Origin of the sequence: Methylocystis sp. B8, assembly GCF_005771425.1 — a bacterium.
GTDB lineage: Bacteria > Pseudomonadota > Alphaproteobacteria > Rhizobiales > Beijerinckiaceae > Methylocystis.
The window spans coordinates 310,026-330,110 of sequence record NZ_VBTZ01000002.1 but is presented as its reverse complement, the minus strand read 5'-3'; the positions used below and the strand labels follow the sequence as shown (position 1 = coordinate 330,110).

General features: G+C 61.4%; 19 protein-coding genes. 11 read left to right on the top strand and 8 right to left on the bottom strand.

Translation table 11 applies throughout. The features are described 5' to 3' along the window. Window position 1: 1 nt before the first annotated feature. Window positions 2-418, bottom strand: a complete 417-nt coding sequence (locus tag FEV16_RS06430) for an Lrp/AsnC family transcriptional regulator (RefSeq protein ID WP_138166810.1) — start codon at window positions 416-418, stop codon at window positions 2-4. A gap of 162 nt (window positions 419-580) precedes the next feature. Here FEV16_RS06430 and FEV16_RS06425 point away from each other — a divergent pair, with 162 nt between their 5' ends. After that, on the top strand, window positions 581-1,648 hold the full coding sequence (locus FEV16_RS06425; protein ID WP_138166809.1) for an ornithine cyclodeaminase: 1,068 nt from the start codon (window positions 581-583) through the stop codon (window positions 1,646-1,648). Beyond that, window positions 1,648-2,595: an arginine deiminase-related protein gene (locus FEV16_RS06420; protein WP_138166808.1), complete on the top strand. Its 948-nt coding sequence runs from the start codon at window positions 1,648-1,650 to the stop codon at window positions 2,593-2,595. Before FEV16_RS06425 ends, FEV16_RS06420 begins: the two co-directional genes overlap by 1 nt. 67 nt (window positions 2,596-2,662) lie before the next feature. On the opposite strand, the gene FEV16_RS06415 is transcribed toward FEV16_RS06420, so the two are convergent. Beyond that, window positions 2,663-2,923 (bottom strand): hypothetical protein, encoded by a 261-nt coding sequence (locus FEV16_RS06415; protein ID WP_138166807.1) that lies wholly within the window; start codon window positions 2,921-2,923, stop codon window positions 2,663-2,665. A gap of 206 nt (window positions 2,924-3,129) precedes the next feature. Here FEV16_RS06415 and FEV16_RS06410 point away from each other — a divergent pair, with 206 nt between their 5' ends. Continuing rightward, window positions 3,130-4,668, top strand: a complete 1,539-nt coding sequence (locus tag FEV16_RS06410) for a YifB family Mg chelatase-like AAA ATPase (protein ID WP_138166806.1) — start codon at window positions 3,130-3,132, stop codon at window positions 4,666-4,668. A 10-nt stretch (window positions 4,669-4,678) separates the two neighbouring features. Further along, window positions 4,679-6,382 (top strand): ATP-binding protein, encoded by a 1,704-nt coding sequence (locus FEV16_RS06405; protein WP_138166805.1) that lies wholly within the window; start codon window positions 4,679-4,681, stop codon window positions 6,380-6,382. A gap of 18 nt (window positions 6,383-6,400) precedes the next feature. Here FEV16_RS06405 and FEV16_RS06400 read toward each other — a convergent pair whose 3' ends face one another. Further along, window positions 6,401-7,279, bottom strand: a complete 879-nt coding sequence (locus FEV16_RS06400; RefSeq protein WP_138166804.1) for a pirin family protein — start codon at window positions 7,277-7,279, stop codon at window positions 6,401-6,403. Window positions 7,280-7,415: 136 nt separating this feature from the next. Here FEV16_RS06400 and FEV16_RS06395 point away from each other — a divergent pair, with 136 nt between their 5' ends. After that, window positions 7,416-7,742: a multidrug efflux SMR transporter gene (locus tag FEV16_RS06395; RefSeq protein ID WP_138166803.1), complete on the top strand. Its 327-nt coding sequence runs from the start codon at window positions 7,416-7,418 to the stop codon at window positions 7,740-7,742. Between the two features lie 76 nt (window positions 7,743-7,818). Here the strand turns inward: FEV16_RS06395 and FEV16_RS06390 are convergent, their stop codons facing one another. Then, the gene (locus FEV16_RS06390; protein ID WP_138166802.1) at window positions 7,819-8,931 is read right to left on the bottom strand and encodes an amidinotransferase; all 1,113 of its coding nucleotides are present in this window, start codon (window positions 8,929-8,931) and stop codon (window positions 7,819-7,821) included. A gap of 365 nt (window positions 8,932-9,296) precedes the next feature. Here FEV16_RS06390 and rpmI point away from each other — a divergent pair, with 365 nt between their 5' ends. From rpmI to FEV16_RS06375, 3 genes are all read left to right on the top strand, one after another. After that, a complete protein-coding gene (gene rpmI, locus FEV16_RS06385) occupies window positions 9,297-9,497 on the top strand; it encodes a 50S ribosomal protein L35 (protein WP_014890449.1) in 201 nt (66 codons plus the stop codon). A gap of 35 nt (window positions 9,498-9,532) precedes the next feature. Then, window positions 9,533-9,898, top strand: coding sequence for a 50S ribosomal protein L20 (gene rplT / locus FEV16_RS06380; RefSeq protein ID WP_138166801.1), 366 nt, complete (start codon window positions 9,533-9,535; stop codon window positions 9,896-9,898). A gap of 97 nt (window positions 9,899-9,995) precedes the next feature. Then, window positions 9,996-10,928 carry an alpha/beta hydrolase gene (locus tag FEV16_RS06375; protein ID WP_138166800.1) on the top strand — a complete coding sequence of 311 codons (933 nt, stop codon included), beginning with the start codon at window positions 9,996-9,998 and terminating at the stop codon, window positions 10,926-10,928. A 48-nt stretch (window positions 10,929-10,976) separates the two neighbouring features. On the opposite strand, the gene FEV16_RS06370 is transcribed toward FEV16_RS06375, so the two are convergent. Next, window positions 10,977-13,223, bottom strand: coding sequence for a hypothetical protein (locus FEV16_RS06370; RefSeq protein WP_138166799.1), 2,247 nt, complete (start codon window positions 13,221-13,223; stop codon window positions 10,977-10,979). Window positions 13,224-13,544: 321 nt separating this feature from the next. On the opposite strand from FEV16_RS06370, the gene lpdA reads away from it, so the two are divergent. Continuing rightward, the gene (lpdA, locus tag FEV16_RS06365) at window positions 13,545-14,984 is read left to right on the top strand and encodes a dihydrolipoyl dehydrogenase (RefSeq protein ID WP_138166798.1); all 1,440 of its coding nucleotides are present in this window, start codon (window positions 13,545-13,547) and stop codon (window positions 14,982-14,984) included. Between the two features lie 213 nt (window positions 14,985-15,197). Here lpdA and FEV16_RS06360 read toward each other — a convergent pair whose 3' ends face one another. Next, window positions 15,198-17,081, bottom strand: coding sequence for an alpha/beta fold hydrolase (locus FEV16_RS06360; protein WP_138166797.1), 1,884 nt, complete (start codon window positions 17,079-17,081; stop codon window positions 15,198-15,200). A 153-nt stretch (window positions 17,082-17,234) separates the two neighbouring features. On the opposite strand from FEV16_RS06360, the gene FEV16_RS06355 reads away from it, so the two are divergent. Beyond that, the gene (locus tag FEV16_RS06355; protein WP_138166796.1) at window positions 17,235-17,777 is read left to right on the top strand and encodes a peroxiredoxin; all 543 of its coding nucleotides are present in this window, start codon (window positions 17,235-17,237) and stop codon (window positions 17,775-17,777) included. Between the two features lie 13 nt (window positions 17,778-17,790). On the opposite strand, the gene FEV16_RS06350 is transcribed toward FEV16_RS06355, so the two are convergent. Then, window positions 17,791-18,150 carry a hypothetical protein gene (locus tag FEV16_RS06350; RefSeq protein ID WP_138166795.1) on the bottom strand — a complete coding sequence of 120 codons (360 nt, stop codon included), beginning with the start codon at window positions 18,148-18,150 and terminating at the stop codon, window positions 17,791-17,793. Further along, window positions 18,147-18,629, bottom strand: a complete 483-nt coding sequence (gene irrA / locus FEV16_RS06345; RefSeq protein ID WP_138166794.1) for an iron response transcriptional regulator IrrA — start codon at window positions 18,627-18,629, stop codon at window positions 18,147-18,149. The genes FEV16_RS06350 and irrA overlap by 4 nt, the downstream gene beginning before the upstream one ends. 134 nt (window positions 18,630-18,763) lie before the next feature. Between irrA and FEV16_RS06340 the strand changes: the two genes are divergently transcribed. After that, window positions 18,764-19,981 carry a lytic murein transglycosylase gene (locus FEV16_RS06340; protein WP_138166793.1) on the top strand — a complete coding sequence of 406 codons (1,218 nt, stop codon included), beginning with the start codon at window positions 18,764-18,766 and terminating at the stop codon, window positions 19,979-19,981. The last annotated feature ends 104 nt before the right edge of the window (window positions 19,982-20,085 follow it).

The following is a 20,085-nucleotide window of genomic DNA, read 5'->3' as shown; positions in this document are numbered from 1 at the left end:
TTCAGGCGGGAGCGAGCAGCAGGCTGGTTTCGCTTCTCGCGATTCCTTCGATCGTTCTCACGCTCGACAGCAAGCGATCGAATTCCTCAAGATTGGCGCATTCGATTTCAGCGATGAGGTCGAAAGGACCGTTAGTGCTGAATAGCGCATGGATCTGAGGCAGCCCGCGCAACTCATGCGCAACGCGACGTGAGTTCTTGCCGGAGACTTCAACCATCATGATCGCGCGGATTCGATCCGGCGTGGCGGCATTCTTCAGCCGAACCGTAAAGCCCAGGATCACGTCGGCGGCGATCAGCTTGTCGAGCCGGTTCTGAACTGTTCCGCGCGAGACGCCAAGCGCCTTGGCGAGCTGAGAGAGCGAGGCGCGCGCGTCTGTGCGCAGTAAGGCGATCAATCTATGGTCAAGGTCGTCCATGGCTTGGGTTAATAGCTCGGGTTCATTGGCTTGGCGTTCTAGCGAAATGATCAATATTTATGGCAATTCTCACAAGACTGCAGGCATTTTGATAACTTTTGGAGATTTTGATTAGCGTCGCCGCGCTTTAGGTTTTCTCCGTCACAGATCAAAGGAGAAGGCATGGTGGCGTTTCTGAGCGCGCGAGACATCGCGCGCATCGTTGGAGAAGTAGGCGCGCGCCGTTTCTGGCGGCGGCTCGTCGACTATCTGCGTCAGGATTTTGCGCGCTGGGACGTATTTGAAAAATCCCCGCGCTACGCCAACCATTCGCCGCGCGGCGTTATCGAACTCATGCCGACGAGCGACGCCGACGCTTTCGCCTTCAAATTCGTCAACGGCCATCCGGGCAACACGCAGTTCAATCTGCAGACCGTCGTCGCTTTTGGCGCAATGGCCGACGTCACGACCGGCTATCCGACGCTGATCGCGGATATGACGCTCGCCACCGCCTTTCGCACCGGCGCGACTTCGGCGCTCGCCGCCGCGCATCTCGCGCGTTCTGATAGCAAAGTAATGGCCCTCATCGGCCTTGGCGCTCAGTCGGAGTTTCAGGCCTGCGCCTTCAATGCGGTCCTGGGCGTCGACCGGCTCCGCGTGTTTGACGTCGATCCTGAGGCCATTGACAAATTTGAGCGCAACATGGCCGACTTCGGCCTGACGATCGTTCGTTGCGCCGATGCGCGTAGCGCTGCGTTTGGCGCCGACATCGTCACGACAATAACGGCGGATAAGAAACTCGCCACTATTCTGACCGACGACATGGTTGCGCCTGGCGTGCATATCAACGCGGTCGGCGGCGATTGCCCCGGCAAGACAGAGCTTGCCCGCGAGTTGCTGCTGCGCTCCGAGATCTTTGTCGAATATGCGCCCCAGACGCGCATCGAGGGCGAAATTCAGCAACTCGATCCCGAGCACCCGGTGACAGAGCTTCGTGAAGTTCTCGCCGGCCGTCGGCCAGGCCGTTCTTCCTCTGAGGCTATCACCATCTTCGACAGCGTCGGTTTCGCGGTCGAGGACTTTTCGATGTTGCGGCTGTTGCGCGATCTTGCGTGGGAGACTGGCGTCGGCCGCAAGATCGATCTGCTCGCCGAGCCGGCAAACCCGAAGGATCTGTTTTCGCTGTTGCATCCGCTCGACGCGGAGCAGGAAGACATCGCAACTCTCATAAAAGCTGGACAGGCTGCGTGATGGACAATCATTTAGGACAAGGGAATTTGCCGGTGGACTTCGACGCTGACGTCGCTGTGGCGGAGTTCTCGCCGCGAGAGCGCTCGGGAGATTACGCGGCGCGGCGGCCTGCGCGCGGCGCTATCCTCATGTGCGCGCCGGATCATTTCGGCGTCGATTATGTCATCAATCCCTGGATGGAGAACCAAGTCGGGCAAGCGACGCTGCCGCGCGCTCAGGCGCAATGGGAAAACTTGCGCCGCAATCTGGCGGCCCATAGCGACATCGCTTTCGTCGCGCCGACGCCGGGCCTGCCGGACATGGTCTTCACCGCCAATGCGGGGCTTGCGATTGGCGACAAGGCTGTGGTGAGCCGATTTCACGCCAAGCAGCGGCGGCCGGAAGAACGTCTGTTTTGCGAATGGTTCGAGGCGCAAGGCTATGCGATTGCCGACTGGCCACAGAACGTTCCCTTTGAAGGCGCCGGCGACGCGCTTATCGATCACGCGCGAGGCATTGTCTGGTGCGGCTACGGCTGGCGCTCGGGCGAAGATGCGCCCAAGCAGCTGGAAAAAGTGTTCAGGCGGCGCGTGATCGCGCTGGAGCTCGTCGATGCGCGCTTTTACCATCTCGATACATGCTTCTGCCCACTGAGCGGCGGCTGGACGATGTATTATCCGGCGGCGTTCGACATCCCGTCACAAGAGGCGATTCGCGCGATCGTGCCGCCGGAGAAGCGGATCGAAGTCGACGAAAAAGACGCGCTTGCATTCGCCTGCAACGCCGTCGAAGTCGCCGGGCATGTTTTCCTCAACGCCTGTTCCGATAGTCTTCGCTCGCGGCTGACCGACGCCGGCTTCACGCCCGTGATCACGCCGCTTTCCGAATTCATGAGGGCAGGCGGCGCCGCGAAATGTCTGACGCTGCAGTTGCCCCACGCTACCTCCAGGGTCACGCCGCGGGGCTGAGCGTGTCTTGGGACTCGCTATACGGTGCGCCGGGACGGATGTCCGTCCCGGTCTCTGATGCCGACTTTTAGTAATTCGGCCAGCAGCGGCGGCCGTAAGGGCCGAGGTGGAACCCTGGCGGGCAGGCGCGACCAATGCCGTAGCCGCCCCACTGTCCGCCCCAGCGACAGCCACCATACGGACCGCGATGGCCATAAGGGCCGCAACCGCCATAAACCTGCACGATCGGCGCGCCCGCCGAGCCATTTGGCGCCACTGGCATGGCCGCATAGGCCGGAGCGGCCAAAGCCGCCGCAAAAATGAGCGCGAGACCTGATCTCAATTTCATTCCGGATCTCCTTCTTCCCTGGCGCCGCCACGCATATCCGCGGGGTTCGCGCCTCCCACTATCTGGGTTCAACCCTGGGCCTGACAATTGCCAACCTGAAACTAGGTTATTGGCGACGGAAATGTTCACATATTGTTCTTGCTTGTCGCCTTAGCGCCAGCTAAGCTTTCACGCATATCTCTGAAAGAAATGCTCGGGGGCGAGTGATGGCGGTGAGGGTGGCGACGGTCGCTTTCGAAGGCGTCGAGGCCCGTCCCGTCGACGTTCAGGTGCAAATCTCGAGCGGCGCGGTCGTGTTCAATGTCGTCGGGCTCGCCGACAAGGCCGTAGCGGAATCGCGCGAGCGTGTGCGCGCCGCGCTGATCGCCTCAGGTCTCGCGCTGCCCGCCAAGCGCATTACCGTCAATCTCGCGCCCGCCGACATGCCCAAGGAGGGCAGCCATTACGACGTGCCGATCGCGCTCGGCGTCATGGCGGCGATCGGCGCCATTCCCTCTGACGCGCTCGAAGGATTCGTCGTGCTCGGCGAACTTGCGCTCGACGGAACGTTGACGCCGACCGCAGGCGTCCTGCCGGCGGCCGTCGCCGGCAACGCTCGGGGCTTGGGGCTCATCTGTCCGAGCGAATGCGGGCCGGAAGCGGCCTGGGCGTCGAGCGACATCGAGGTGCTCGCGCCGCGCTCGCTCATCCAATTGGTCAATCACGTCAAGGGCGCGCAAGTTCTGGCGCGGCCTCAGCCGGCGGTGCGCAAGCTCGCCGTCGATCAGCCAGATCTCTCAGACATCAAGGGTCAGGAGAGCGCCAAGCGCGCGCTCGAGATCGCCGCAGCCGGCGGGCACAATCTTCTCATGAGCGGTCCTCCGGGCGCGGGAAAATCGATGCTCGCCGCGCGGCTGCCTTCGATCCTGCCGCCGCTGACGCCGCGCGAATTGCTCGAAGTCTCAATGATACATTCGGTGGCGGGACAGATCGCTGGCGGCGAACTCACCGACCGGCGGCCCTTTCGGGCGCCCCACCACTCCGCCTCGATGCCCGCTCTCGTTGGCGGCGGCGTTCATGCCCGTCCCGGCGAGATTTCGCTCGCGCATCACGGCGTGCTCTTTCTCGACGAACTGCCGGAGTTTCAGCCGCAAGTTCTCGACAGCCTTCGTCAGCCGCTCGAAACCGGCGAGATTGCGGTGTCGCGCGCCAATCATCGCGCCGTCTATCCGGCGCGCTTCCAGCTCGTCGCGGCGATGAATCCTTGCCGCTGCGGTCACGCGATGGACCCCGGCTACGCTTGCAGGCGCCAGCCCAATGAGCGCTGTGTCGCGCAATATCAGGCGCGGCTCTCCGGTCCGCTGCTTGACCGTTTCGATTTGCAGATCGAAGTGCCGGCCGTGACTGCCGCTGATCTCGTGCTGCCGCCGCCGAGTGAAGGTTCGCGGCAGGTCGCCGCCCGCGTGGCGCGCGCCCGCGAGATTCAGCGCGCCCGCTATGACGCCCTTTCTCTGCCAAGCGTCGCCACTAACGCCGCCGCGCCCGCGGCTGTCATCGAGCGCGTGGCGAAGCTTGACGGCGCAGGGACCGCGCTGATCCGCGACGCGTCAGAGCGTTTTGGCCTTACTGCGCGCGGATTCCACCGCGTCTTGAAGCTCGCGCGCACGATCGCCGATCTCGACGGCGCCGACTCCGTCGGCAGGCCGCATCTCGCCGAGGCGCTTTCCTATCGCGCGGGGCTTGCATTGGGGCGTCTTGCGGCCTGATATAAGGCGCATGTCCTTAAACCATATTGCGATTTTGGCTGCGGCGCAGCTTGCCCTCCTGCTGCTTGCCGCGTCGATTTTTATTGCCTTGCGCCGGCGTGGCCGAAAACAAATCGAAGCCGAGCTTGAATCGCTGCGAGACGAAATCTGGGAGCTGCGCGCGGCCGCCGCCGCCCGCGACCGAGCAGAGGCTGCAAGCTTGGCGAAGTCTCGCTTTCTGGCTGCAGTCAGCCACGAGTTCCGCACGCCGCTTAATGGCGTTATGGGGCTCGCGCAACTGCTCGCCATGACCAGACTCACTGCCGAACAAGTGAGCTATGTCGAAGCGATCGGAGATTCGAGTCGCTCGCTCTCGCAGCTTATCGACGACATTCTCGATTTCTCAAAGATCGAAGCCGGCAAATTTGAGCTGCGCTGCGAGACCTTTGCGCTGGCGCCCTTCGTTGAAAGCGTCGTCGAATTGCTTGCGCCGCGCGCAATGGCGAAGGGACTCGAGCTTGCGAGCGTCATCTCGCCCGATGCGCCTCGTGAAATTTTGGGCGATCCTGCCCGCCTTCGGCAGGTGCTCGTCAATCTTATAGGCAATGCGATGAAATTTACTGAGCGCGGCGGCGTCGGCGTGCGCGTCATGCGCGAAGGCGCCAGGCTGCGCTTCGCCGTGCGCGACACCGGGCCTGGCGTGCCGGATGCTGCGCGCGAAGCGATCTTCGAGGAATTCGAACAGGCCGATCCTTCCGAAAACCACCCGCAGGCGGGCGCGGGCCTCGGCCTTGCCATCTCCAGACGCCTCGTCGCCAAGATGGGCGGCGCGCTCGCGCTTGTGGAATCGTCGGACAGGGGGTCCGTTTTCGCCTTCACGCTGCCTGCGCCGCCAACAAGCGAAGCGCCCGCGCTGGCCCCCCTTTCCGGATTGACGGCGCTGATCGTCGCGCAAAGCGCATTTGACGCGCCCTATCTCGCGGAGAGCTTGCAACATGCCGGCGCGCAGGCGGAGATCGTTGCAGCCGAAGACGCGACGGGAACGTTGCGAGGTCGCTGCGAGAAACCCTTCGAAGTTGTCATCGTCGATTGCGCGCTTGGTCCGCACAGGACCGCTGAGCTCGCGAAAATTGCTCGCGCTGCGCATGCGAGACGGTTGTTCCTTCTCTTCTCGCCGCTTGAGCGGAGGGCCTTCGGCGAAGACGCTCTGTGCGACTTCGATGGCTGGCTGGTGAAGCCGGTGCGGATCGCATCGCTTATTGCCCGGCTTTCACAAGAGACCGACAAGGCGCCGGCGCCTGCCGAAGGCGCGCCCTCGCAGGCGCTCGCCGGGGTCAACGCGCTTGTCGCCGAAGACAATGAGATCAACGCGCTTATTCTCACGCGTCACCTCGCCAAGCTTGGCGCGAAGGTGACGCGGGCGGAAAGCGGCGCGCTGGCGCTTGAGCGCGCTCGCGAGGCGATCGAGGGCGCCGGCGCGCCTTACGACGTGATCGTCATGGATCTCTTCATGCCGGATTTCGATGGGCGCGAGGCGAGCCTTCGGATTCGCGAGGCTGAAGCGCGCGCCGGCGCGCCGCGCACGCCCATATTGGTGCTGACGGCGAGCGCGCGCGAGGAAGATGAACGCGCCGCGCGCGCCGCCGGAGTCGACGCTTTTCTCACTAAGCCGGTGGAGTTCTCTTCTCTCGCGGCGACGATCGAAGAGTTGAGACTGGCGTCGCGCAGGGCATAACGAACGCGGCGCTGCTTATCAGCCGCCCTGCGGCGTAATAGCGCCGAAGCGTCCCGATTGATAATCGACGAAGGCCTGACGCAATTCGTCCTGCGTGTTCATCACGAAGGGCCCTTGCTGCGCGACGGGCTCGTCAATCGGTTCGCCGCTCATGATGATGAGCTTCGCGTCATTGTTCGCCTCAAAGACGATTTCTCCGCCTTCTTCGCCGAACACGACGACATCCGTCGCGCGCGCGATTCTTTCGCCATTGACTTCGACCGTTCCTTCGAGAATCGCGGCAACGATCGTATGCCCCTCGGGGAGCGTAAAGCGGGCGCTCTTTCCAGCGTCGATTCGCACATCCCAAAGATCGATCGGCGTCGCCGTTTGCGCTGGCCCGCGATGGCCGTCGAATTCGCCGGCGATGACGCGCACGAGCCCGGCGTCGTCTGGCAGATCGACGCGCGGAATATCCTTGTCGAGGAGGGTCTGATAGCGCGGTGGGCTCATCTTCTCACGCGCCGGCAGATTGACCCAAAGCTGTACGACCTCGAAGCGTCCACCTGATTTGGCGAAGCTCTCGGAATGATATTCCTCATGAACGACGCCCGAGGCGGCGCGCATCCATTGCACGTCGCCGGGACCGATAAGTCCGCCGGCGCCCGTCGAATCGCGATGCGCGACTTCGCCGTCCAAGACGATCGTCACCGTCTCGAAGCCGCGATGCGGGTGCGCTCCGACGCCGCGGCGCTTGGCGGTTGGAGGAAAGTCAAAAGGCCCGGCGTAGTCGAACAGCAGGAAAGGGCTAACGCGCTCGCCATGCGCGTGGTGCGAAAAAAGCGAACGTACGGGAAAGCCGTCGCCGACCCAGTGCATGGAGTCGGGGGCGGGATAAACGTCGATAACTTTTCTCATGACGAAGGCTCCTTGCGGCCTATGTGGGCGGCATCGAGCCAAATGCAAATTGGCGGTCCTTGACGGACGGGGCCGCAAAATCCACAAGTCGTCAGCGCGGCAAATGGCGACGACGACAGCAGGCAAGGACGGTTAGATGGACTGGATCATCCTCTTTATCGGCAGCATCTGCGAGGTCGGCTGGCTCGTCGGGATGAAATATGCGCAAGGATTCACGCGGCTTTGGCCTTCACTCATCATGTTGTTTTTCATGGCGGCGAGCGTTGGATGCCTGGGCCTCGCGGTAAAAACAATCCCCGCAGGCACGGCTTACGCCGCATGGACCGGCACAAGCATCGCCGCGGCGACGCTCGTCGGCGTCTATCTCTTTAATGAACCGACGACGTTCCTTCGCCTGGGCTCAATCGGGCTTATCATCTTGGGGATCGTTGGCCTGCGGCTCGGCGGCGTTGATATGAAATAGAGCGCAAGCCCCTTTGGATTCGCGATCGCGCGAAAACGTGCGTCAAGAATGACAAACGTTTCGCGGTCGCGCCAATCTAGAAATAGCTCTCAAGCGTTCCGCGCCGGCGCACGTCGAGCGTGGCGCAATGGAAAGCGCCGCCGAACGCCGCATAGTGCAGGAAAGAGCAGGGGATCGGCTCGTAGCCCCATTTCTCCATCTGCCGCATCATGTTTGTGTGATGCGGATCGACGATGACGCGCTTTTCGTCGATCATCAGAATGTTCATGCTGAGCCATTTGCCGCACATCGAGGTGATGGCGAGGATTCGGTCGTTGATCGGATCGGGCTCGGGCGCGACGAGAATGTCCCATTTCTTCAAAATGTCGGGCAACTCATCCGGATTGATATATTCAGGATTGATGAGCAGTCGGCCCGGCCCCAGAGGCAGGATCGTCGTGTCGATATGCATGGGATTGGGGCAGCGGCTCTTGATCTCGTGAATGCGATAGCCCTCGCCTAGATGGCGGCGCAGCCAGTCGATTCCCATCGCATTGGTGACATTGGAGCGGGTCACGAAAATATCGCGGCCGCAACGGAAGAAGTCGGCGGCGTCGAACACCGGCTCGAATTCGGTAAGGATGTAACGAATTTCCTCGCCCTTCTCCGGCAATTTGAAGTCGGGGTCGAAGAGTTCGTCGGTGAGTTGCGGCTTTGGCGCCGAGGTCCAGCGCGCGCCGCGCCGAAAATAGTCCTTGAGGATCTCGCGATAGGAATGCGTCTCGAAATAGCGGCATGGCCAGGCCATCGGCGTTTCAAGAATTTCGTCGCCGAACACCAGCATCGAGTCGCGCGGACAGGAGTTGCAGAAGCCGCGCGACGACCAGTTCGGCGTCGAGAACTTCGCCTTGTGATTGACCGCGTCCGGCCGGGTCACCGTAATGCCCAGCGATTCGAGCAAAGCGATAAAACCGTCGAGCTCCTGCTGCGCCGGCTCGATCATGAATTTCGGAAAACGGAATCCGGCGGCGAGCGACTGTGCGCGCGCGGCCATGCCGGGGATGTTGCAGGTGACGACAGGGTGGTCGGAAGGAATTGTCGAGCCTTCGAGTCGCCCGACGATGATCTCCTCCAATGGGTCCCATTCGTTATGAGAATTGACCGGACATTCCGCGGCAATCGCGGTCCCCATAGATGCATGCATATTCATAATGCGCCCCGGATCGTTTCCAGCGAGAGACTTAGCGCTTGGCGACTGTTCTTCAAACCTAACGAAAATGACGACGTTTCTTCAGTTTAACCTTGCGTCGCGGCGGTCTTACTCGCTTTTTTCTCGATTGAAGCCTTCTTTGGCGGGCGGACTATGTCGCGAAGAACGGGCGCAGTCTACTCCAGGCCTTCCCAAAGCTTGGGCGACTTGCGTTTTCCCCCGCGTTAGGCAATAAACCGCGCTCTACAGAACCGCCCGGCCAGTGATGGGCTGCCGTGGCGGTTCTTTCGCTCGCGCGAATAGACGCCGATGGACTCGTTCAGTGCGGCGCAAACAACGAAGGGCCATGAGCCCAGGAGAGCAAAATGCCCAAGCTGAAGACGAAATCGGGCGCGAAAAAGCGCTTCAAGATCACCGGCACCGGTAAAGTGGTTTACGCCCAGCAGGGCAAGCGCCACGGCATGATCAAGCGGACGAACAAGCAGATCAGAAATCTGCGCGGCACGAACGTCTTGTTCAAAACTGACGGCGATAACGTCAAGAAATACTTCCTGCCGAACGGCTGATCCCGCAGCGCATTTTTCCGCAAAGGAGTTTCGTCATGGCTCGCGTCAAGCGCGGCGTCACCGCTCACGCCAAACACAAGAAGACCTTCAAGGCCGCCAAAGGATTCTATGGCCGCCGCAAGAACACGATTCGCGCCGCGAAGGCCGCGGTCGATCGCTCGATGCAATATGCGACTCGCGATCGCAAGGCGAAGAAGCGCGTATTCCGCGCGCTGTGGATTCAGCGGCTCAACGCCGCCGTCCGCGAGCACGGGCTGACCTATTCGCGCTTCATCGACGGGCTTGCCAAGGCGGGCGTCGAGGTCGATCGCAAGGTCCTGTCCGAACTCGCCATCCATCAACCCGACGCCTTCGCGGCGATCGTGGTGCAGGCGAAGTCAGCGCTGCCGAAGGCCGCCTGAAGGCTGTGGCGTTCATGTAAAGCGCCCGCCGCGCCGCGGGCGCTTTTCTTTCATACGCGGTCGCAGGAGATGACGGCTTCGGCTATCGTCTCCTTGGATGCGACGATTCCTGCGATATGCGACCGGCTCGCGCGCGCTCGTCGCGACGCTTGTCATTCTTGCCGGCGCGGCCGTCGCCGACCCGGGCGCCGCGCTCAATCTTGTCGCGCGCGTCCAGTCCTATCGTCTCCTCGACGATATCCCCTATGGCGACGGGCCCCGCGAAAAGCTCGACGTCTACCTTCCCGATCATGCAGAGGCGCCGAGACCGCTCATCGTCTTCTTTTACGGCGGTCGATGGTCGTCTGGCGAAAAGGCGAACTATCGCTTCGTCGGCGCGGCGCTCGCCGCGCGCGGCGTGATCGCCGTCATTCCCGATTACAGCCTCTATCCGCAGGCCCGCTTTCCAGTTTTTCTGGAAGACGCGGCGCGGGCGCTGCGATGGGCGCACGACAACGCCAAACGACTTGGCGCCGACCATTCGCGCATTTTTCTGATGGGCCATTCGGCGGGCGGACACATCGCGGCGATGCTCGCCTTCGATCAACGCTGGCTCTCCGCCGTCGGCCTCTCGCCGTCGAGCGATCTTGCTGGCCTTATCGGTCTCGCGGGCGCTTATGATTTCGCGATCGACAGCGACGTGCTGCGCGGCGTTTTTGGCGCTCCCGCAAACGCCGCCGCCAGTCAGCCGCTGCGCTATGTCACGCGCGACGCGCCGCCGGCGTTGCTTATTGCCGGCGAGGCCGACACGACGGTCAAGCCGAGAAACACCCGCGCGCTCGCCGCGGCCATAGACGCCGCCGGCGGCGAAGCGCGCGTCATATATTATCCCGGCGTCACGCATCGCGAGATCATCGGCGCGTTTTCGCCGCTCCTGCATTTTCTTGCGCCGGTCGCCGACGATGTGATGGCGTTTGTCGACGCAAAACGCGCGAGGGCGGACGATACGAAAGAGCGGCGCGTCGGCGGCCGCGACGGGGACGCCAAATGAGCGATGCATATGATCCCGTCGTTATCGGCGGCGGGCACGGCGGCTATGTCACCTCGATCGGCCACGAACTCTGGCGGCGCCCGCCGTGGGGCGAGCCGGCTCTTGTTGCATGGGCGCAGGCTGTAATTCGGGTGGCGTCGGCGGCGACGGCCATCGTGTCGGCCGGTCCATGACGAATTGGTTGATGGCGCAAATGAACGAACTGAACATGAAGCCGCCATGGCTCATGAGCACATCGTCATAGGCGCGCATGTTCCAGAACGGATCGTTAGCGCGGGTGATCGGGAGCATTCCTGCGAGCCTGAAGCCGTGAGTCATCTCGACTGCCGGATTGCCGCCGCTGCCCTCTGGGTGAGCAGGGTCTGGATCGAGCGCCGGGGCCAGCAACTCGCTATCCCACTGAGTGCCGTTCGTTTGCTTACTTCGAGCCCGCGTTAACCAATCGTGACTGATCGGACAGTTCAAAGACGGATCGGCCGGGATATTCTTGTAGTCAGCCTGGTTAGGCGGCGCCCAACCAATGCTGCGAACCTCATGCGTCGTGCCGAGCTGGCGCGACGGCATGCGATAAGTATCGACGAGACTGACCGACGATCGCGGCGGATCGAGATGGCCGATCGTGCGCGAAGACTCGATGTCCGTATTCTGGAAGGGAAGATCGCTCACGAATTCTCCCATCCTCTGCCAGAAGCTCTGCGCCCGCCGCTCCAGTCGATTTGCGGGCATCCCAAAGCTTTCGCAGGCTGCGCGCCAATCTCGCGCGACGCCGGCGATCATCGCGCCGAGAGGTCGGAAGTCGCCGCGAAAAAGCGGGAAGGCAAGATAGGTCGCGAGGTCCGATTTTATGCCTATCTTCTTTTTCCGATCGATATCTTCCACTGCTTGGTCGAGCTTGAACGGCGTTCTCAGCGCCCCGCAAGCGCGGTCGGGGCTCAGCGTCTCATCATGGAAGATGAATTCCTCGGGCTTCTTGGTCTCCAGGAACTGCTGGTATTTTGCGCAAACCTCGTCGGGCGAAGCCATATCCTGGCCAAGCAAACTCAATTTGTCGTGCATGGCTATGGCGCAGTCTTCCGGCCGGATCCCGCCTGGAGGCCAGGAAAAGGCGGAGGTGACAGAAATCACGACAGGACTTTGGTGAGCCGGAAAAAAGCGGTGGCCCGCCATGAGGTCCCCATCGCCTTCAAAGAAGGCGATCCTCTCCCAGACTGCGCGCTGAACGTCAGTCCATTTGGAGGCTTCCGCGGCCGGGTTAATCAGCGCCACCAGATCGCCAAGCGGCGGATAAAAATAGGCGTTGTCGCCAGGATGGTTGCGCACGGCTTTGATCAGAGAGTCTTTCAAAGCCGTGGCCAGCATGTTGCCGCCGAGGCTGTGGCCTATCACGATCATCTTATTTGGATTGGCGCGCTGCTCGGCCTTCGTGCGCTGCTGTTTATCGAGAACCTGCTCGATTTTCCTGAGCGCCATGAGGGCGTGCGGCGCGATATATTCGCTGACCGGTTTGCGGTCGAACAAGGTCAGCGTCGCCACGCCAGAAGCGAGCGTACCTCCCCAGGAATTGATCCAGTTCTTCCAGCACAGGGGTTTGTCGCTCGGCAGAACGCCGTTCGAGCAAGTCGAAGCGTCGCCGTCCAGCAGCGCGCCGACAGTATTTCCGAGAGCGATAAAGGGGAGATGGAGGCTCTTCTCGTTCAGACGCGCGCCCCGCCATCCGATGTAAACCGCCGTCACCTCGCGCCCGCAATGTTCGCGCTCGCCAGCGTTGCAGCGATCGCGAAGGTATCGCGCGACATGCGCCGCATAAGCGCGAAGATCGGTGACATTGCCGTTTCCGATGGATGCGTCGTTTCGCCAGCCATGAATGAAAGCGATGACATAATTGCTGTGATTGACGGCATTCCCAAATTCATCTGTGTGGGCGCGTCCTTGAACTGACCTAAGATGTGCGCCTAAAGCTTCAAGCTGCGTGATCGGCTTCCATTGACTGCGGTCGATATAGCTCACGCGATCCGTCAATTCGTTCATTGTGAACAGCTGATGAGCATCTTTGATCAGCTCATAAGGTTCGCCATCTTCCTTGAATTCCAGAAAAGCCAGCGTGTAGCTCAGCGGCGAACGATTATTGTCATCGGCGCCAGAATAAGGGATTTCGTGACGCTGTATCGCGCATTGAAATCGCTTGTCCCAATGACCAGCTTCGTCTTTTTCCGCCGCGACGTTTTCGTCGTTGCCGTAGGCGGCAAGAATGTTCCATGCGGGGGAGCTGTAGTTTCCTCGTTCGTCGACCTGCATGTTGCAATCGGCCGACGTGGGATCAAGAACGCGATAGGCTTGATCCTTTGGCGTGGATACGGCCCACGCGGTTAAAAGGACCGCTAGAAAGGCCAGGAGCAAAAGACGCACACTATTTATTAAGGTGCGCCAGATGAAGCGAGTTCCCCGACGCAAACCAGTTAGGATTTTGACGGAAAGCGAACGCAACGAGGCGGTTGTCGGCGCAAAACGGGCGCTCATGGAAAGCCCCCTTATGGTCACGTGACTGCAATCGCTTAAACAATATATGCTTTTTGCGACGCCGCAAATTTTGGCCCACTCGGCAAGCAAGGACGAAGCATGGCTGACACATATGATCTTATCGTCATTGGCGGCGGGCCCGGCGGCTATGTCGCCGCGATCCGCGCCGCGCAATTGGGCTTAAAGACGGCGGTCGTCGAGCGAGAACATCTTGGCGGCATTTGTTTGAACTGGGGTTGCATCCCGACGAAGGCGCTGCTGCGTTCGGCCGAGGTCTATCGTCTCGGCAAGGAAGGCGAGAAGTTTGGCGTTGCGCAGGGCGCGCTGAGCGCCGACGTTGCGCGCATCGTGGCGCATTCGCGCGAAGCGGCCACGCGGCTCAATGGCGGCGTCGCCTTTCTTCTCAAGAAGAACAAGATCGATGTCATCTGGGGGGAGGCGACGATCGCAGCAAAGGGCGAGGTCCGGGTCGGCGCGCCGACGAAGCCGCCGATGCTGCCGCAACTGCCGACGCCGAAAACGACGCTTGGCGAAGGCGTCTATCAGGCCAAACACATTATCATCGCGACGGGCGCGCGTCCGCGCGTTCTGCCAGGCCTCGAGCCCGATGGGCGACTCGTCTGGACTTATTTCGAAGCGATGAAGCCGGAACGCTTTCCGAAATCGCTGCTCATCGTCGGCGCCGGCGCCATCGGCGTCGAATTCGCCTCCTTTTATCGGACGTTTGGCGTCGAGGTCATTCTCGTCGAAGCGCTGCCGCATATTCTGCCCAGCGAAGACGAAGAGATCGCGGCGTTGGCGCATCGATCGTTCAAGAAGCAGGGAATCGACATTCGCATCGCGACGACGGTGACAGGCGTCGAGAAAAAGGCGGACAGCCTCGTCGTCACGCTGAAAGGCGCGGACGGCGAGATTCAGAGGCTCGAAGTCGAGCGTGCGCTTTCGGCGATCGGCGTCGTCGCTAATGTCGAAAATCTTGGGCTGGAGGCGCTCGGCGTCGCCCTCGAGCGCGGCGTCATCAAGATCGACGGCTTGGGGCGCACCAATGTCGAAGGAATTTACGCGATCGGCGACGTCGCCGGCGGCCCGATGCTTGCGCATAAGGCGGAGCATGAGGGCGTGTCCTGCGTCGAGGCGATCGCCGGATTGAACGCGCATGCGCTCGATAGATCGCGCGTGCCGGGCTGCACCTATTGCCATCCGCAGGTCGCGTCAGTCGGCCTGTCCGAGGCAAAGGCGAAGGAGCAGAAAATCGACGTCAAGATCGGCCGCTTTCCTTATCTCGCCAATGGCAAGGCGATCGCTCTTGGCGAGCTCGAAGGCGTCGTGAAGACGATCTTCGACGCGAAGAGCGGGCGGCTGCTTGGCGCGCATATTTTCGGAGTCGAAGCCACGGAATTGATCCAGGGCTTCGTCATCGCGATGAATCTCGAGACGACCGAAGAAGAACTCATCCGCACGATCTTTCCGCATCCGACGCTGTCGGAAACGATGCATGAGAGCGTGCTTGCCGCCTTCGGTCGGGCAATCCACATTTGAGGCGGACCCCGCGACTATCGGTCGTCATTGCGAGGAGCGGAGCGACGAAGCAATCCAAAGTTGCGAGGCGGATTCTGGATTGCTTCGCCTCCGGCTCGCAATGACGCCGCACGCTGCATTGATTTTGCCCTGGACCCCCGATCGCGCTTCGCGCGTCGGGGATGACAAGCGATGGCAAATTGCTACGAGCCTGGAAGCGCCTCTTTCAGCGCCTCAGCTCTGCAGGACGTATGTTCCCGGCGCATCGCAGAGCGCTTGGCCCATTGGGGGCGGCGCAACCGGCGAGCCAGAGTGGGCGGCGAGCCAGGCGCTCCATTCCGGCCACCATGAGCCTTCCTTCACCGTCGCGATCTTCACCCACTCATCGGGGTCGGCGTAATGTTCGCCGTCCACTCTGCTTGTGAAGCGGTAGCCGCCCCGCTTCTTCGCGGGCTCGGAGACGATGCCAACGTTATGGCCGCCGCTCGTCAGCAGGAAGGTGATTTCGACGTCGACGAGCAAATGAATCTTGTAAACCGAGCGCCAGGGCGCGACATGATCGCGCTCTGTGCCGACGGCGAAGATCGGCGCGTGTATGTCGTTGAGCGCGACCGCGCCCCCGTTGGCGTGAAGCCGCCCCTCGGCGAGATCATTGTTGAGGAAGAGCATCCGAAGATATTCGGAGTGCATCTTGTATGGCATGCGTGTCGTGTCGGCGTTCCAGGCCATCATATCGGTCATCGGCTCGCGCTCGCCCATGAGATAGGACTTGAGCGCATAGGACCAGACAAGATCGTTGGAGCGTAAGAGCTGGAACGCGCCGGCCATCTCCTTTGAATCGAGATAACCGTGCTCCCACATCAAATCTTCGAGGAAGTTTAGCTGGCTCTCATTGACGAAGAGCGTCAGTTCTCCCGCCTCGGTAAAATCGGTTTGTGCGGCGAGCAGCGTCACGCTTTTCAATCGCTCGTCATTGTCGCGCGCCATCGCCGAAGCGGCGATCGCGAGCAACGTCCCGCCCAGGCAATAGCCCGTCGCGTGAATCTTTCGGTCAGGCATGAGGCTGGAGATGACGTCAAGCGCGGCCATCACGCCGAGCCTGCGATAGGCGTCCATGGTGAGATCGCGATCTTCGGCGCCCGGATTGCGCCAAGAAATCATAAACACCGTGAAGCCTTGCTCAGTCAGATACCTAACGAGCGAATTATGCGGCGACAGATCGAGGATGTAATATTTCATGATCCAGGCCGGCGTGATGAGCACCGGCTCAGGCCGCACCGTTTCCGTTGACGGCGCATATTGGATGAGCTCGATCAGCCGATTTCGATAGATCACTTTCCCTGGCGTTATCGCGACATTCTTGCCAGGGACGAAGGCATCGGCGCCCACAGGCCGCTTGCCCCCGGCGCGCCGCTCCATGTCTTCGAGAAAATTCTGCAAGCCATAGACCAGATTGACGCCGCCGGTCTCCAGCGTTCGTTGCAGCGCCTCAGGATTGGTTAGCAGAAAGTTCGACGGCGAGAACATGTCGAGCAATTGCCGCGAGGAGAACTCAACCGCATTCTCATGCTGCTTGGTGACGCCGCCAATGCCGGTCGTGGCGTTGTGCCACCACTGCTGATTGAGCAGAAAGCCTTGGTAGAGCAGGGCGTAGGGCCATCGCCGCCATGCTTCGCCGGAAAATCTTTTGTCCTGCGGCAGCGGCTCGATGCAGGGCGCGGCGTTCGGCTGCAAAGAGCAGCGCCAGGCGTAATTGGCGAAGCGCCAAGTTTTGCGCATCGCCTTTTCGGCGAGCAGCATCTGTTTTCCTGGCGACGATGCAAGATGCACCGCCCAGTCCCAATAGGCGTCGGCCATAGCGGCGGGCGAAAGACCGCCAGTCAGATGGGCCATGCTTGCGTGCAGCGAGCGGTCGATGACGTCGCTGAGCGCGGCGGAGCCGTAAGACTCTGTATCGCTAGCGCGCTCGACCGCCAGAAAGGCGCTGGGCCAAGCATCGACGAAGGCTTTCGACGCGAGCCGCGGAAAGCCATGGACCGCGCTGGATTGGATAGGACCGGAAGATGCCTGTTCTGCGCGCGCCTGGTCCGTTTGCGTAATGGTCGCGTGGGTCGTCATCACCTTCCCTTGAGTCGAGGCGTTCGGTTAGATTCTGATCATATTTGGGATAATGCTGCGCTGCAATATTGATACAGCTTTGGCCAAGCTTGGCCGGTTGGCGAGCGCTATCATTTCCATGTGAAGGAATTTCTACTGCTCCAGGAGACCGTCGTGAGAATGCTCGCCGCCGCCTTATTGACGCTTGTTTCGAGCGCCGCGCTCGCCGCTCTCAAGCCAGGCGACGTCGCGCCCGATTTCACTCTTCAGGCGGCGCAAGGCGGCAAGGATTTCTCCTTCTCGCTTAGGCAGGCGCTCAAGAAAGGTCCGGTCGTTCTCTATTTCTATCCGAAGTCGTTCACGAGCGTCTGCACCGTCGAGGCGCATGAATTCGCCGAAGCTATGGACCAGTTCGCCGCCATGGACGCGAGCGTCATCGGCGTATCGAGCGACAAGATCGCCACGCAGCGTGAATTCTCATCAACAGAGTGCAGGGATAAATTTCCCGTCGGCGCCGATCCCGATTTCAAGGTCATCAACGCCTATGACGCGGCCTTCAAGGTTCCGGTCGCCGGCGCGATGTTCGCCAACCGAATCTCCTATGTCATCGCGCCAGACGGCAAGATTCTTTCGGTTGTCGAGGATTCCGGCGCGACGAAGCATATTCAGAATGCGCTCGCCGTCGTGAAGCAGTGGCGCGACGCGCAAGCGAAGTGAGGTGCGCGCCTAGTCACCGTCGTGCAATGAGCCAGCGCAGCAGAATGATCTGCGCCAGCAGCGCGGCGAAATGTGTGTTCCAGTCGACGAACGCTGCGCAGGGCTCGTTTTCGTCGCCGCAGCCGAAGCTCTTTTCGAGCGGAGGATTGAGGAGCCATCCGGTCGGCGCTCCGAGCGGAAATGAGACCGCGCGCATCGCTTGGCGCGTGAAGCGCCCTGTGGCGCGCAAACGCTCCGACAGATCGTAATCGTCGCAGGCTGTGACATAGATCGCGAGAACGGCGATCGAAAGAGCGACAGTCGCTATCGCATAGGCGAGCCATGCGACGCGCAGAAAACGCCATCGCCCGTCTTGCGGCGGGCCGTCGCTCACCCTCTCTTCGGGCGAATGCGGATGATCACGTCGCAGCCGACGACTTCCATCCCCTCGGGCGGCGCCGGCAGTCGCGCAAATTCGACGGAGCCATCGGCCGCGTCGAACATGCGGCCCGTCGCCTCATCCATGAAATGATGATGTGGCGAGGTGCGCGTATGGAAGTAGGTGCGGGGACCCTGCACGGCGATCTCGCGCAACAGCCCCGCTTCGGCGAATTGGTTGAGCGTGTTGTAGACCGTGGAGAGCGACATGGTCAGGCCAGCTTCGCGCGCTTCGGCGTGCAACGCTTCGGCGCTCACATGCCGGTCGCCGTTGCCGTACAGCAGCCGGCTCAGAGCGAGTCGCTGAACGGTTGGACGCAGACCCGCGCCGCGCAGTCGCGCTTTGAGATCCGAGACCTTCGTCGCGCTCTCGGTGGATTGATCGCGCAGTTTGATGGAACGGTCGAAACTGGTAGTCGAAGGTTGATGAGTCATTCTTCGCGACAGGCGAGCATCACTCGCTCCCTATTCCTGTAATAGCTTTTTTCAGTAGAAGGCAGCGTCCTGCCCCTGTCAAACGAAATGGCGGAAGGTGTAATATTTCCAAAGAAGCAGCAAAGGATTGGCTCATGACAAGGCGCCTTGCGCCAATACTTAGCGCGCCGATCGCTCGGCGCCGAATTCTTAGCGCTTCTGCCTGCGCGCTCAGCGTCATTTTGCTTGCCAAGGTTCGCGCCAAAGCCGACACGTTCGAGGCGTTTTTGCAGGGCTTGTGGCCTTCAGCTCAGGCGGCGGGCGTCTCGCGCGAGACTTTTGACGCTGCGATAGCGGGGCTTGAACCTGACCCTTCGGTTCTCGCAAAGCCCCGCGCCCAGGCGGAATTCATCGTCTCGATCCCCGCCTATCTCGCGGGGGCTGTGACGAATAGTCGCGTCGCGCGCGGTCGGGCGGTCGCCGCGGAGCTTGCCGGACCTCTCGGTCGCGCCCAGGCCCGCCATGGCGTCCCCAGCGAGATCGTCGTCGCCATCCTCGGCGTCGAAAGCAATTTCGGAACGGCGGCCGGCGGGGCAGACGCGCTGCGCGTGCTGGCGACGCTAGCCTGGCAGGGCCATCGCGCCGAGACCTTCGTCGAGGAATTCGTCGCTGCGCTGGTGATGCTCGAAAAGGGCTATGCGACGCGCGCGCAATTGCGCGGCTCTTGGGCTGGCGCGATGGGGCAGCCGCAATTCATGCCCTCCGCCTATCTCAAATATGCCGAAAGCGACGAGAACGGCGGCGCGCCGGACATCTGGCGTTCGCGCGCCGACGCCGTCGCCTCGATCGCCAACTTCCTGGCGAAATCCGGATGGATCGCGGGATTGCCCGCCGTCATCGAAGTTCGATTGCCCGAGGGTTTCGACTACAGCGCCTTTGATCTCGACTTCGCCCGCTGGCGGCAACTCGGCGTCACGCGCGCCGATGGCGCGCTTCCGGCATCCGGCGCCGCCAGCCTTTATCTGCCGGCAGGCGCGAGCGGCCCAGCCTTTCTCATCACCGACAATTTCGAAGTCATCCGCCAATACAACACGTCCGACGCCTATGCGATGTCGGTCGCGCTGCTCGCCGATCGCATCGCCGGACGCGACATTCCACTTAAGCCCTGGCCGAAGGTCGCGCCGCTGTCGACCGCCGACGTCAAGGCGATGCAGCAACTCCTGACCGAGCGCGGCTTCTATCGCGGCGCTTTCGACGGCAAACTCGGCAGGGCGAGTCGCAACGCTATTCATGCCTTTCAATTGAGCGAAGGCATACAGCCCGCCGACGGCTTTGCGACGAAGGAAATCCTGGCGCGGCTGCGTGGCCGTTAGAGCAGGTTCCGAAAAAGTTGACAGACTTTTTCGATGAGAACCTGCTCCAACGTTTTTATTTTGAGCGATTCCTTATCGATCACATGATTCCATGTGATCGGGAA